Origin of the sequence: Pseudoalteromonas prydzensis (assembly GCF_011050055.1) — a bacterium.
Taxonomy (GTDB): domain Bacteria; phylum Pseudomonadota; class Gammaproteobacteria; order Enterobacterales; family Alteromonadaceae; genus Pseudoalteromonas; species Pseudoalteromonas prydzensis_A.
This window is the reverse complement of the sequence record NZ_DRGM01000190.1, coordinates 1-13367: the sequence shown is the minus strand read 5'-3', so window position 1 is coordinate 13367 and position 13367 is coordinate 1. Positions and strand designations below refer to the sequence as shown.

General features: G+C 41.8%; 15 protein-coding genes. 5 read left to right on the top strand and 10 right to left on the bottom strand.

Going from position 1 to position 13367, the window contains the following annotated elements:
* Positions 1–1822: SurA N-terminal domain-containing protein (locus ENH88_RS19640; RefSeq protein WP_304184904.1), on the top strand; the 1822-nt coding region annotated here is incomplete at its 5' end.
* Between the two features lie 161 nt (positions 1823–1983).
* Here ENH88_RS19640 and ENH88_RS19635 read toward each other — a convergent pair.
* The 10 genes from ENH88_RS19635 to pspF all read right to left on the bottom strand — a co-directional run bounded on the left by ENH88_RS19635 (position 1984) and on the right by pspF (position 10524).
* Positions 1984–2244, bottom strand: a complete 261-nt coding sequence (locus ENH88_RS19635; RefSeq protein WP_304184901.1) for a Txe/YoeB family addiction module toxin — start codon at positions 2242–2244, stop codon at positions 1984–1986.
* A complete protein-coding gene (locus ENH88_RS19630) occupies positions 2241–2492 on the bottom strand; it encodes a type II toxin-antitoxin system Phd/YefM family antitoxin (RefSeq protein WP_304184898.1) in 252 nt (83 codons plus the stop codon). Before ENH88_RS19630 ends, ENH88_RS19635 begins: the two co-directional genes overlap by 4 nt.
* A gap of 412 nt (positions 2493–2904) precedes the next feature.
* On the bottom strand, positions 2905–3396 hold the full coding sequence (locus tag ENH88_RS19625; protein WP_304184897.1) for a hypothetical protein: 492 nt from the start codon (positions 3394–3396) through the stop codon (positions 2905–2907).
* Between the two features lie 54 nt (positions 3397–3450).
* Complete coding sequence (locus ENH88_RS19620) at positions 3451–3753, bottom strand: hypothetical protein (protein ID WP_304184896.1); 303 nt, start codon at positions 3751–3753, stop codon at positions 3451–3453.
* A gap of 418 nt (positions 3754–4171) precedes the next feature.
* On the bottom strand, positions 4172–4933 hold the full coding sequence (locus ENH88_RS19615; protein WP_304184894.1) for an ATP-binding cassette domain-containing protein: 762 nt from the start codon (positions 4931–4933) through the stop codon (positions 4172–4174).
* Positions 4933–5925, bottom strand: a complete 993-nt coding sequence (locus ENH88_RS19610) for an oligopeptide/dipeptide ABC transporter ATP-binding protein (protein WP_304184893.1) — start codon at positions 5923–5925, stop codon at positions 4933–4935. The genes ENH88_RS19615 and ENH88_RS19610 overlap by 1 nt, the downstream gene beginning before the upstream one ends.
* On the bottom strand, positions 5926–6819 hold the full coding sequence (locus tag ENH88_RS19605; RefSeq protein ID WP_304184892.1) for an ABC transporter permease subunit: 894 nt from the start codon (positions 6817–6819) through the stop codon (positions 5926–5928).
* Positions 6806–7840 carry an ABC transporter permease gene (locus ENH88_RS19600; RefSeq protein ID WP_304184891.1) on the bottom strand — a complete coding sequence of 345 codons (1035 nt, stop codon included), beginning with the start codon at positions 7838–7840 and terminating at the stop codon, positions 6806–6808. The genes ENH88_RS19605 and ENH88_RS19600 overlap by 14 nt, the downstream gene beginning before the upstream one ends.
* A complete protein-coding gene (locus ENH88_RS19595) occupies positions 7840–9447 on the bottom strand; it encodes an ABC transporter substrate-binding protein (protein WP_304184888.1) in 1608 nt (535 codons plus the stop codon). The genes ENH88_RS19600 and ENH88_RS19595 overlap by 1 nt, the downstream gene beginning before the upstream one ends.
* Positions 9448–9465: 18 nt before the next feature.
* The gene (gene pspF, locus ENH88_RS19590; protein ID WP_304184886.1) at positions 9466–10524 is read right to left on the bottom strand and encodes a phage shock protein operon transcriptional activator; all 1059 of its coding nucleotides are present in this window, start codon (positions 10522–10524) and stop codon (positions 9466–9468) included.
* 187 nt (positions 10525–10711) lie between these two features.
* Between pspF and pspA the strand changes: the two genes are divergently transcribed.
* The 4 genes from pspA to ENH88_RS19570 all read left to right on the top strand — a co-directional run.
* Complete coding sequence (gene pspA, locus ENH88_RS19585) at positions 10712–11371, top strand: phage shock protein PspA (protein ID WP_064668107.1); 660 nt, start codon at positions 10712–10714, stop codon at positions 11369–11371.
* Between the two features lie 71 nt (positions 11372–11442).
* Positions 11443–11676, top strand: coding sequence for an envelope stress response membrane protein PspB (pspB, locus tag ENH88_RS19580; RefSeq protein ID WP_304184884.1), 234 nt, complete (start codon positions 11443–11445; stop codon positions 11674–11676).
* On the top strand, positions 11673–12077 hold the full coding sequence (gene pspC / locus ENH88_RS19575; RefSeq protein WP_304184882.1) for an envelope stress response membrane protein PspC: 405 nt from the start codon (positions 11673–11675) through the stop codon (positions 12075–12077). Before pspB ends, pspC begins: the two co-directional genes overlap by 4 nt.
* A 58-nt stretch (positions 12078–12135) precedes the next feature.
* Positions 12136–13367 (top strand): YcjX family protein (locus ENH88_RS19570; RefSeq protein ID WP_304184880.1); only part of this gene is annotated, 1232 nt, incomplete at its 3' end.

Here is a 13367-nt window from a genome sequence, read left to right as displayed (position 1 = left end):
GATCGGTGGTTACTTAGGTCAAACCACAGAGCAGCCCGTAGCTGAAGTAAATGGAGTTAAAATTAGCCAAACCGAATTTAGCCGTGCGTTCCAAAACGAACGTGCACGTTTAGAGCAACAATTTGGCGAATACTTTGCGCAGATTGCCGCTGATCCAAATTACATGGCACAAATTCGTCAAGGCGTTGTTGACCGTTTAGTACAACAAGAATTGCAAACACAACTAGCGGCAGAACTCGGTTTACGTGTTAGTGACGACAGTGTTAAAAAAGCGATTTTAGAACTGCCATACTTCCAAATTGGTGGTCAGTTCAACAACGATCGTTACCTACAAGTCATTCGTCAAATGAACTTCCAGCCAGATGCATTTCGTGAATATTTACGCAAAGAAATGACCCGTAGCCAACTGATATCAGCGGTTGCAGGCACTGATTTTGCCTTAAATAGTGAACTGGCGAGTGCGATAGCACTACAACAACAAACCCGTAGTATTGATTATGTTGTGATCAGCAAAGAGTCGTTACAAGAAAATGTAGCCGTTAGCGAACAAGAAATTGCCGACTACTATGACTTGAATACATCACAGTTTTTAGCGCCAGAGCAAGTATCAGTAAGCTACATTGATTTAAATGCAGCTAACCTAACACTTGAAACGCATGTGAGCGAAGCAGACGTTAAAGCGTATTACGAGCAAAACAGTGCACAATACATCGAACCTGAAAAACGTCGTGTCTCGCATATCTTAATTGATAACAGTGAAGACGATGACGCCGCAAAAGCCAAAGCAGAAGATTTACTAACACAACTACAGCAAGGCACTGAATTTGCAACATTAGCTGAGTCATCATCTGATGATATCGTAAGTGCTGAAATGGGCGGTGATTTAGATTGGATCGAACGTGACATGATGGATCCTGCTTTTGAAGATGCGGCTTTTGCATTAGCAAATAAAGGCGATTATTCAGACGTAGTACAATCTGAGTTTGGTTACCACATCATCCAGTTAACCGATATTCAGAGCCAACAAGTTAAAGCCTATGACGTTGTTAAAGCTGATCTACGCGCTGAACTTGAGCGTACTGAAAAAGTAAATGCATTCTATGAAAAGCAAACAGAAATGGGCGCGATTGCATTTGAAATTTCAGATACCTTGGTTGACGCTGCAGAAGTTGCCGGTGTTGAAGTACAAACAACGGAACTTGTCGATCGCAATGCTTTACCTGCACCGCTTAATACACCAGCGGTAATCGCTGCTATCTTCTCTCCTGATGTGCTTGAAGATAAAATGAACTCAGAAGTTATCGAAGTGGGCGATGAGCATGTGGTATTAGTGCGTGTTAAAGAGCACAAACCAGCTGCAACAAAAGCACTTGCTGATGTATCTGAGCAAATTAAAGCACGTCTAGTAAGCCAAAAAGCATCAGAGTTGGCGAAAGAAAGAGCGACGACTTTATATGCAGAGATTGAAGCCGGTAAGAGCTTAACTGATTTAGTTGCTGAGCAAAACTTAGAGCTACGTCAAGAAGCGGCACTGACACGCCAAGCGTATACAGTATCGCCTGCTATCGTGCAACACGCCTTTAAAATGGCACACCCAACTGACGACACACCAGTGGTTGAAAAAGTAGAGTTAAATAACGGTGATGCAGCAATTGTAGCCCTTAAAACAGTGACTAACGCCACTGTTGAAGGTGAAATTGAAGCGCAACTTAAGCAAAATATTACCATGGCCCAAGTAAACAAAAACTACATGGTATTCATTGAAGCTTTAAAAGCAAACGCCGAATTAAACTTACCTAAAGCGCAAGCCGCTACAGAGTAATAGTTAATTAAGCAAACCTAAAAAAGCGCCGCATGGCGCTTTTTTTGTGGGTGCATTAAAAGGGGCTAGGCGCTAGGTTAAAGGTAAAAGGCGCTAGGTTAAAGGTGCTAGGGGAGTGGCTTGTAGGCGCGAGTTTACCTCGCGCAATGATTGTAATTTTTTTAAGTACTGTAGTGGTATCTTAGTTGTGCGATTAAAAGCGTATCGTCTTGGTACTTGTATACTATTCTGTGCTCATCATTTATGCGTCGAGACCAATAACCTGATAAACCATGCTTGAGTGGCTCAGGCTTTCCGAGTCCTTCATGTGGGCTGCGTTGAATATCTTTAATCAGTAAATTTATACGTTTTAGTATTTTTTTATCATGGCCTTGCCAATAAAGGTATTCTTGCCACGCATGAGTAGAAAAGGTTAACTTCACTCAAGTAACTCTCTTTGCGTGCCTTCACCTTGCTCAAGTTCGGCAATTGACTCCAAAAGCTTGCGGGCATTGGCCGGGGATCTAAGTAGGTAAGTGGTTTCTTGCATGGCGTTATAGTCTTCTAACGACATCATAACCACCGGACTTTCACTCTTGCGGGTAATAATAATCGGCGCATGATCATCGCACACCTGCGCCATGGTACTCGCTAAATTAGCGCGAGCAGCAGTATAACTAATAGCATCCATAACAACTCCAAAATGTTCATGTACGTTAATTTGTACAGTATAGCCTATGCACAAATAATAAGTCACTTTAAATTAAGACACAGGAGCTAGGTACAAGGTTAAAGGTGCTAGGTAATTAGGTGCTAGGGGAGTGTGGTGTTGTAGGCATTGTTTTTATATAAAAGCGGCGCATAAAGCCCTTTAGGTGACTTATTCACAAAGAGGTTAAGAGACGCTGCGCTTATGAGAAGATATTAAAAACAATAAGTAATAGAAGTTGCTTTGGTATATATGCACTTCTTCGCTTTAGCGCTAGATAGTGATATTGGGATACATTTTCATTATGGTGGAACCACTTATTGTACTTCTAGCTAATAAAAAACGTATAATGGATGACGTAGGAACAAGAGGTTAGAGACCACCGTTTGGCTGCTTATATATTTTTCACTCTAGAGCAATGTATAACATCTTTAGTAGCCAAAGCAGTAAGTGCGATATTATCATCATCTATTTTACTAACTTTTGACTTTACTTCAGGTGCCTCTGGCCCTCTAGTAAAACCTTGGACAAATTCTGGTGTAAGAATATTAAGGTCATCTTTAACTAAAGTTGTTTGATGAGTCTTTGAGCCATAACTTCTCATAATATTCCCATTAAAATCAAATTTCTCGGAAGACTCCACAAATATAATAGAAACAACATTAGGGTTATGTTTGTAATAAAGTTTAAAATTACTTTTAGAAGTTGATTCTAGATTTTTAATCGATGTAGTTGTTAGAGTATCAACTTCCAATATTGCGTCATTTGATATTTCCATTTTTATATTACAGCTCCAATTTCCATCCATGAAACTATAATCTTCAATTTCGCCAGCTTTTGCGTGAACTGAAAACAAAGAAGTTAATATTAAAACCCAATATAACATTACACCATTACCCCTTAAAATATATAACCCTCTTATCCACTTCTCAATAGTTTGTTAGCTGTTACTGTTAAAAATACTAAATATTATTAACGCCATTACAGTGATGTGAGTTAACGGATGTTTTAGTAGAGCTTGATAAATAAAACTCGAACTTAACTCTCTTTCACGCAACGGCTTGGAAATAAATAGTACCGCACCGCCAATTGCGAGGACGATTGGGAATGCATATAAAACTATATTATTACCTAACTCAGCTTCGAGTGACAGTATTTCACTTTTGAAAAATACACCTAGCAATACCATTTTCCCAAACACCAATGCTTGTAATATTGCTAAACGATTAATTACAGTTTTCACTTGTTTATCCAAAACTTCCCTTAGAACTTAACTGAATCGCCCTGAATTCACTGAAGACTACAGAAACAATTAAAGTAATAGTAATACAGCAATGGTTACATTTATAGGTGAGAAAAGTTCCACTTTTCAATCCAATTGAGTTAATCCTTTGATTCTCGAAGGTTACCACACTTACGAAACACGAGTAAAACGTAACAACCCATATAAAGAATAATATACGTCATTAATTAAGCAGCAAGAAATTATAGTAAGATCTCGTATTTGCATGTTGATGCTAGGTTTATAAACAGTCACTTCACACTCCAAACCGCCTATGAGCTCTCATACTTTGCCCTCAACCCAACCTACATACAACCACAGGTAAAATTTAACGCCGGGCTGCTCTAAAACTGATAGCTTACGGCTTACAGCTTGGTTTTCAGCAACTCAACAATTTCTGGGTGACTTTGGATTGGGGCTTTTGGAATATATCTTCCGTTCTACCGTATTCAACGATTTCACCGTGATCGAGTACTACAAGTTGATCGCTGATATGGCGTACTAGGCTTAAGTGGTGGGTGATCAAAATATAACTCAGGCCAGTGTCTTGCTGCAGCTTCAGCAGCAAGTTAACGGTTTGTGCACGTACAGAAGGGTCCAGAGATGATAAGGCCTCATCAAGTACTACAACCTTAGGATCGAGTATTAATGCACGCGCCAGAGCGACACGTTGCAGCTGACCGCCACTGAACATATGTGGGTAGTAATACTGATGGTCGTTTAATAAACCTACTTTAGACAGTGTTGCGGTGATTTTTTCAGCGCGGTTTACTTTATTCAAAGAAGTATTATATTGCAGGCAATCGTCGAGCATATCGCCAATGGTTAAACCTGGATTTAGCGAGGCTTCTGAGTCTTGAAAAATCATCCGAATATGGCGGCATTGCTGATCGCGAACGCCTTTGTTTTCGATGATGTTGCCATCGAGTAGAATTTGCCCTGCATCAGCGCTGTCGGCACCGGCTAATAATTTGGCGAGGGTACTTTTACCCGAGCCAGTTTCGCCGATAATAGCCAGTGTTTCACCTTGCTCTAAACAAAACGAAATATTTTTTAATACCTCAAAACGCTTGCGTGAAAATAATCCGGCGCGCAGGTTAAAGCTTTTTGATAAGGCTTGCACTTTTAACAAAGGTTGCATTATTTCATCGCCTTAATTAAAGGAAAATGACACGCATAGCTATGGCCATGCAGCTTAGTTAAAGGCGGGGTGACCACACAGGCTTTTTGTGCTTTTGGGCAACGAGGACCAAGACGACAGCCGATTGGCAAATGCTGCAAAGTTGGGATCGTGCCTTTAAGTGCATAAAACGGTTCTTTATGGGCAAGTCCTTGCTCGTAATCGGGTAAGCTTTTTAATAATGCTTGTGTATACGGATGACGTGGCTGGGTAAAAATACGTTGGGTTGGACCTGCTTCGACCATTTGCCCACAGTAAAGTACGTGTATGCCATGGGACCAGTTGACGATTTCTTCCAGTTCGTGGGAGATCATTAAAATCGACATATTCTTAAGCTGATTTAAACTTTTTAATAATCGAAATACTTGTGCTCGGGTGGTGCTTTCCAGCGCTGTAGTTGGTTCATCGGCAATCAGTAGCTTAGGAGTACGGGCAATGGCCATTGCGATCATGACCTTTTGACACACGCCTTCTGAGAGCTCATGTGGATAGCTTGACAGTACTTTTTCGTGATCTTTAATACCCACTTTGTGGATCAAGGCTTTAACGCGATCTTTGCGTTCGCGGTTACGCTTTAAGAAAAACCCAGAGCCCGTCATTTCAGGCAGGGTTTCGGCAATTTGCTCAAATATTTTCGCGGTTGGATCAAGGCAGCGGCTGGGATCTTGATAAATCATGGCGATATCGCTGCCAACAATCTTACGCCGCTGTTCGTTTGATAAGCGCATTAAATCCACACCGCGCCAATGCATGCGGTCGGCGGTGATGTGCCAGCGCTTATTTAAAACGCCGACAATGGCTTTGGCGATTAAGCTTTTACCTGAACCTGATTCGCCGACTAATGCATGTACTTCACCTTCTTTAAGGCTCAAGTTCACTTTATCAACGGCGCGGATCACGGTATCTGAGGTACGCAGCTCTATGGTTAAGTTTCGTATATCAAGTAATTGCATTTAGTCAGCCTTACGTGCTTTGAGCACTTGGCGTAGCCCATCGCCCACTAAGTTGGTCGACAGCACCGCTAAAAATAGTAATATCCCAGGCAAGCCAACGGTCCAAGGGGCCAAATAAATTAAACCCAGGTTTTCAGCTAAAATTGCCCCCCATTCTGTGGTGGGCGGTTGTGCGCCTAGTTTTAAAAAGCCTAAAGCAGAAATATCCAAAATAGCGGTAGACAGTGCCATAGTAAAAATAACCACAATGTGCTCATAAATATTGGGGAAAATCCCGCGAGAGAGAATATGCCAATTTGAGGCACCATCGAGTTTAAATGCAGTGATATAGTCTTTATTAAGTTCAGTGACGATTAGGTTACGCACTGAATGAATAAACTGTGGTAATAGCGCTAAAATAATCGCCCACACGGTATTCATCAAGCCAGGGCCTAATATCGCAATAATAATAATGGCTAATAATAAAGATGGTATCGATAAGGTAATATCAAGCAGGTGATTTAAAAAGCTTGAACGAATACCACGGCTAATGCCGGCAAAGGTACCCACTAACACACCGATGATAGTGGTGATAAGTGCAGCAATCACAGATAACCCAAAGGTATAGGTTGCGCCATTCATAAGCCGCGAGAGTACATCACGGCCTAAGTCGTCAGTGCCGAGTATAAACCGTACATCGCCCATTTCGTGCCATGAAGGGGGGATCAATAATGCGTCACTGTGCTGCTGATTTACCCCATAAGGCGCAATCAGTGGTGCGGCGGCAGCTAAAACAGCAAAGGCGATAAAAACCCATAACCCCACTAGGGCGGGATGATTGGATTTAAATTTGCGCCAAAATCGCGCTAAAGGCGATTTATTTGACTCTTCTGAAAATAAATTAAACTTTGCCATGCGCTTGATTCCGTGACAGCGGGTCGAACAAGGTATAGGTTAATTCAGCAACAATCGTTGCCAGAATTACAAACATCGATACCGCTAATAAACCACCTTGAATGGCAGGGTAATCCCGTTGATAAATGCTATCAATCAACCAACGACCAATGCCTGGCCATGAAAAAATCACTTCAGTGATCATGGCAAGGGTGATCAAGGTACTAAATTGCAAACCAATTTGTTTTATTACTGGTAAGAGTGCGTTACGTAAGGCGTGATGAATAATTAATTGCGCACGGTTTAAACCTTTGGCTCGCGCGGTTTTAATAAAGCTTTGCTCAAGTACATGCAACATAGACTCGCGGGTAAAACGCACTAATACGGTGGTTGGGTACATTGCCAGCACTATGGTCGGCAATGTTAAATGATGTAAGGCATCAAGCATTGCCATGCCTGCATAGGGAAAATCTGCCAGTATAATATCCAGTAAAATAAAGCCCGTTTGCGAAGGAACCTCGTACAGCAAGCCCATTCGCCCAGACATTGGAAACCAACCGAGTTGCAATGAAAACACCATGATCAGTAATAATGCTAACCAAAACACCGGCATCGAGTAACCCACTAAGGTGGTGGAATTAACCAGTTTATCTGGCCAACGTCGGTGGTACGCAGCTGCCAAGATCCCAGCTGGTACGCCAACCACCACAGAAATAATTAAAGCATAAATACTCAGTTCTAAGGTTGCTGGAAAGAGGTCGATAATGTGATTAAATACGTTATCACCAGAAGCGAACGATAAGCCCCAGTCGCCCTGTACAATCCGCGCTAGAAAAGCAAAGTATTGGATCAAATAATTATCATCAAAATGATACTTTTCTTGTAGTTCACTGGTCTGTGAGAAGCTGGTATTACTGATGCCACTTAAATTACTGAGCGGATCACCGGGAAATAAATAACTCAGTGAGAAGGTAAATAGACTCAAGGTAAACATCATAAACAACAGTAAGCCTAAGCGGCGTAAAATATAATGTAAAACCATTATTTTTTCCTCGCGTTGGCTAAGGAAATTGCACCAAATGGGCCAAGTGGAATGCCTTCTACGTCAGCGCTGCTCGCTTGAAAACGCATACCATGAGCCAATGGCAGCAGAGGCAGTTCACGTATTAGCATGGCTTGTGTTTGTTGGTAATAGGCTTTACGTTTGGCTAAATCGGTGGTGTCGAGTGCTTGAGTGAGTAGTAAATCAAATTCAGGATTGCACCAATTTGCAGGATTTTTACCGCTAAATGCCGCTGTGCAACTAAGCAGTGGGCTGAAAAAGTTATCAGGATCCGGTGTATCAGCAGCCCAACCCAATAACACGCTATCGTGGCGATGCTCACCAATACGCTGAATAAAGGTATTCCATTCATATTCAACAATACTAACGTTTACACCAATTTTTCGTAAATCGCTTTGCATTAACTCAGCCATTTTACGTGCATTAGGGTTATAAATACGACTCACCGGCATCGCCCAAATAGTCATATCAAAGCCATTCGCAAACCCAGCATCAGTTAACAGCTTTTTAGCCAGATCAGGATTAAAGCCAGGTAATTTCGGCTGTGCTTGATACGCCCACGATGTTGGCGGCAATAATGATTGCGCACGAATACCATTGCCGTAATAAACGGCCTGCATAATTTTTTCAATATCGATGGCATGAGCCAGAGCTTGGCGCACGCGCAAGTCATCAAATGGCGGGCGCTGCGTATTAAACGCCCAATAACCTACGTTTAAGTTGGTTTCTTTTTGCACCTTGATATCGTCACGTTGCGCTAAAATACTCAACTGTGCACTGCTTGGATGCGCAGTGACATCACATTCTTTAGTGAGCATTTTTGCAATGCGCGTAGTGCCGTTGGGCGTGATGTCGTAGACCAATTGCTCAAGCACCACGTGGTGCTTCCAATAATCTGGGTTACGGTAATAGCGTACTAAGTGATCGCGACGGTACTCTTTATATACGTAAGGGCCGGTACCAACAGGGTACTGATCAAACAAATTAACTTGCTCGCGTTGTTTTAATTGCATCGCGTATTCGCGAGATAACACCACGGCAAAGTCTGTGGCCATATTGGCTAAAAAGCTACTCTCTGCATTAAAAAGCTCAAAACGTACTTGGTAGTCAGAGACTCTAACGATTTGTCGTATTAATTGGTCAATCCCCACACTTTGAAAATATGGGTAGTCGGCATTACCAACAAAGTGATAAGGATTATAGACATCAAATAAGCGGCTAAAGGTGAAGATCACATCATCAGCATTAAATTCTCTGCTGGGTGTAAAGTAGGCGGTGGTATGAAATTTTACGCCTTTACGTAAGGTAAAGGTGACTGATTTACCGTCTTTACTTATTTTCCAATCAGTGGCAAGTTCACTTTTAAATTCTGCCGTAACCGGATCAATACTGATCAAGCGGTCATATAATTGATTAGCAATAATGTCGATCGTTGAACCTGTGGTCGTCACTTGGGGATTAAACGACACAGGGTTAGCCTCAGCGCAATAAACTAAGCCCTGATTCTTTTCTTCTAACGTTTTTTCTTTGGTATCTAAGCAACCCGTTAGGCATACCGTTAAGATACCAAGTAATAATTTATACACTCGTTTAGCCTCTGACTATTATTGTTGATCTAACAAGTTGTATTTTTTCAAATAGCCTCGTAGTTGATGATACGTCAAACCAAGTATTTCTGCAGTTTTCTTTTGATTAAATTGACTATATTCCAGTGCTTTTTTTATTAAATCAATTTCAAACTCATTTGACAGGTCTTTTAAGCTACATGGAAACTGAAATTGTGGGCTATTTGTTGCAATAATAGGTTCACTGGGTGCTACTGCAACAGGCACGGCTTCTACGGCCTTAGTGGGAAGTTTTTTAATCCGTTGCTTTGGCCTAAAGCGGCTTTCAAATGGGTCTAAAATAATCTGGTGAACGGGAATATGTTCACTACCATGGCGATACAAGCTTCGCTCCACGACGTTTTTAAGTTCACGAATATTACCTGGCCAGTCATAGCCTTGCAGTATTTCCACGGCACTGCGGGTAAAGCCGCTAAACAATTGCCAGTCTAAATCACGGGCCATATTCATCGCAAATTGCTCGGCCAACAGCATGATGTCTTCCTGACGTTCGCGCAGTGGCGGTAAGGTAATAACATCAAACGCGAGCCTGTCGAGCAAATCGCTTCTAAACTCGCCTTGCTCGGCTAAATAAGGGAGATCTTCATTGGTTGCGCAGACTAGGCGAGTATCGACCTTGACGGTTTGTTTACCACCCACCCGTTCAAATTCACCGTATTCAATTACTCGCAGCAGTTTTTCTTGCACCATGGCGGAGGTATTTGCTAATTCGTCTAAAAATAGTGTACCGGCATTGGCGCGTTCAAAGCGCCCTTCGTGGCGTTTACTTGCACCGGTAAATGCGCCGCTTTCATGGCCAAATAATTCACTTTCGAGTAGGTTTTCGTTCAGTGCCGCACAGTTGAGCTTAATGTAGTTTTGCTCCCAGCGCTTTGATAAGAAGTGTAACCGCGCGGCGATTAGCTCTTTACCTGTACCGCGTTCACCAATAATCAGTACGGGTTTATCTAAACTTGCCAGTTGTGAAACCTGATCAAGTACAGCTAAAAAGCTGTCTGATTGGCCGAGTAAATTATCTTGTTGGCGAAATTGGCTCATATTCCCTAACTCTTAGTCATTTTTACTAACTGTTAGTGTATTTCATAATTAAGGAGAACTAAAGGAATTTGTATTTTTAGTTTAACATTATGAAATTATTGCTGTATTTTATGTTTTATAAAGTTGGCAAGCATATTGTAATAGTAACAGCAGACCAATTAAGTTAAACACTACAGAGGTAAATGTTATGGGAATTTTTTCGCGTTTTGCAGATATTGTTAATTCTAATATCAATGCCATTTTAGATAAAGCAGAAGATCCTGAAAAAATGGTACGTCTGATCATCCAAGAGATGGAAGACACATTAGTTGAGGTACGTTCAACCTCTGCAAAAACATTAGCAGAGAAAAAAGAATTAGTACGTCGCGTCGATACACTTAAAGAGCAAGTTGCGCAATGGCAAGACAAAGCTGAGCTGGCGCTGAGCAAAGATCGTGATGATTTAGCCCGTGCCGCATTGCTTGAAAAGCAAAAGTCAGCGCAAGCGGTAACCGCCGTTGAGGAAGAGCTTAATCATGTAGAGTCGCACATTGACAAGTTACAGCAGGAAGTGAGCACCTTACAGGACAAACTTGCCGATGCGAAAGCTCGCCAAAAAGCAATTATTCTACGTCAACGCTCTGCTGAGTCACGCTTAGAAGTGAAAAAAGCACTCGACAGCTCTAAAGTTGAAGATGCACTAAATCGCTTTGAACGTTACGAAACTAAGATTGATGGACTAGAATCACAAGTAGAATCGTACGACTTAGGCAAAAAGTCATTGGCTGATGAAATTGCTGATCTACAGCAAAATGAAAAGATTGATGACGAACTAGCAGCGCTGAAAAAGAAGCTGGCTGATAAATAAAGATAATAATTAATAAAAGGGGGAGCATTCTCCCCCTTTGCTTAAATAAACGGATTGTGTAGGAGAGGGTTATGTTTGATGCAGAAGTGTTTGTTGCGCCAATTATCATTTTTATGGTTGTGGTAGCACCCCTTTGGTTAATTTTACATTACCGAAGTAAGAAGCAAGTAAATCAAGGTTTGAGCGAGCATGAACACCGCCAATTACTTGAGCTTGCACAAAAAGCAGATAAAATGGCCGACCGAGTAGAGACCTTAGAAGCACTACTTGATCAAGAGGCCCCACAGTGGAGACGTAAGGTATGAGTACTAAACGTGAACTGTTAAGAGACCCAGTACGTGGCAAAATAGCTGGCGTATGTGCAGGACTCAGTGATTATTTTAATATGGAATTGTGGTTAGTACGTATTATCGTAGTAACGGCAGTGTTATTGGCCGGTGGCCCATTATTTGTTGTGGCTTATATTGCAGCGTGGTTTATTTTAGATAAAAAGCAACCAACCAGTGCCCAAGCGCAAACACAGTCATCACAACATGAAGATCCCCTTGAAGTAAAATTTAAAGTATGGCAAAAAGGTGAACCACCACGTCGCGCTTTACAAGATTTAAAAGACCGTTTAGGACGTGTTGATACGCGTTTACAAGAAATGGAACGTTATGTTACTTCAACCGAGTTTACGGTTAGCCGTGAAATCAATAAGCTGTAAAGGACTTAATAGCACTTTAGCCACCTAACTACTAATGGCGCTGAAGTGCTAGCTCATTATGATAAACACTTCATCTGCAAAAAACGCCTTTAATAAGCTTAAAGGAAAGGCTGAAAAAGCCGTACACCGTAGCTTAGATCAACACGTAAAATTAGCGGTTACTGGCCTCAGTGGCAGTGGTAAAACCGCTTTTATTACCGCCTTAGTGAAGCATTTGACCAGCCAAGCGACAGACAAAAACTTACCGTTTTTTGATGTTATGCAGCAACAACGTCATATCGCTACAAAAATTGTACCGCAGCAAGCGTTAACGATCCCTACCTTTGATTACCCTAAAGCTTTGAGTGCGTTATTACCGCTTGAAGGCCAGCCACAATGGCCTGCCTCAACTGAACGTATAAACACATTACGCCTGGCGATTAAATACCGCAGTGACGCAGGCTTACGTGGCCACTTTGCACCGCAATCAACCTTGTATTTAGACATTATTGATTACCCTGGTGAGTGGCTGCTTGATTTACCTATGCTAGAGCAAAGCTATCAACAATGGAGTGAGCATCAATATGCACTGTTACAGCGCGCTCCACGAGTTGAAAAGGCACAGGCATTTTTAACCGCACTGGGCGAGCTTGATTTAAATGCACCAGTCGATGAAAACGCGTTAAGCGAGATTGCCGCGCATTATCAAACGTTGTTAATCGGCCTTAAAAAAGACACTAAGCTTGCCATGCTGCAACCTGGGCGGATGTTGATGCCAGGTGAGTTACAAGGCGCACCGTTATTATTGTTTTTCCCCGTCGCCCAGCCTAGTGATGAGGTGGTTGCAGGGTCTAACTTAGCGCACTTGCAAAAACGTTTTAATGCTTATGTGAAAGAAGTGGTTAAGCCATTTTATACGCAACACTTTCGCAACTTTGATCGACAAATAGTGCTGGTTGATGTGCTCAGTGCGCTCAATGAAGGGCCTGAGACGTTGCAAGAACAAGGGGATGTGATCACACAATTACTCGCGCATTTTAACTATGGCGAAACCGGCTTTTTGAAACGCTTGTTTAAACCTAATATAGATAAACTATTGTTTGCTGCGAATAAGTCAGATCATATTAGTAGCGCGCACCATAAAGATTTAGCGTTGTTGTTAGATTCGTTAGTGCATGAGCAAAGTAATCACTTAAAATTTGATGGCGTTAAAATAGCAACTATGGCGATGTCATCTATTACGGCAACTACGCCAAAGCAAGTGGTTGAACAAGGCAAAACACTTAATTGTATTTATGGTAAGCCGTTATT

What these genes read in the sequence shown, in the direction of transcription:
- ENH88_RS19600 (WP_304184891.1), bottom strand. Translation starts at nt 7,840, where the DNA reads ATGGTTTTACATTATATTTTACGCCGCTTAGGCTTACTGTTGTTTATG.
- ENH88_RS19610 (WP_304184893.1), bottom strand. Translation starts at nt 5,925, where the DNA reads ATGCAATTACTTGATATACGAAACTTAACCATAGAGCTGCGTACCTCA.
- ENH88_RS19605 (WP_304184892.1), bottom strand. Translation starts at nt 6,819, where the DNA reads ATGGCAAAGTTTAATTTATTTTCAGAAGAGTCAAATAAATCGCCTTTA.
- pspB (WP_304184884.1), top strand. Translation starts at nt 11,443, where the DNA reads ATGTTTGATGCAGAAGTGTTTGTTGCGCCAATTATCATTTTTATGGTT.
- pspF (WP_304184886.1), bottom strand. Translation starts at nt 10,524, where the DNA reads ATGAGCCAATTTCGCCAACAAGATAATTTACTCGGCCAATCAGACAGC.
- ENH88_RS19615 (WP_304184894.1), bottom strand. Translation starts at nt 4,933, where the DNA reads ATGCAACCTTTGTTAAAAGTGCAAGCCTTATCAAAAAGCTTTAACCTG.
- pspA (WP_064668107.1), top strand. Translation starts at nt 10,712, where the DNA reads ATGGGAATTTTTTCGCGTTTTGCAGATATTGTTAATTCTAATATCAAT.
- ENH88_RS19625 (WP_304184897.1), bottom strand. Translation starts at nt 3,396, where the DNA reads ATGTTATATTGGGTTTTAATATTAACTTCTTTGTTTTCAGTTCACGCA.
- pspC (WP_304184882.1), top strand. Translation starts at nt 11,673, where the DNA reads ATGAGTACTAAACGTGAACTGTTAAGAGACCCAGTACGTGGCAAAATA.
- ENH88_RS19630 (WP_304184898.1), bottom strand. Translation starts at nt 2,492, where the DNA reads ATGGATGCTATTAGTTATACTGCTGCTCGCGCTAATTTAGCGAGTACC.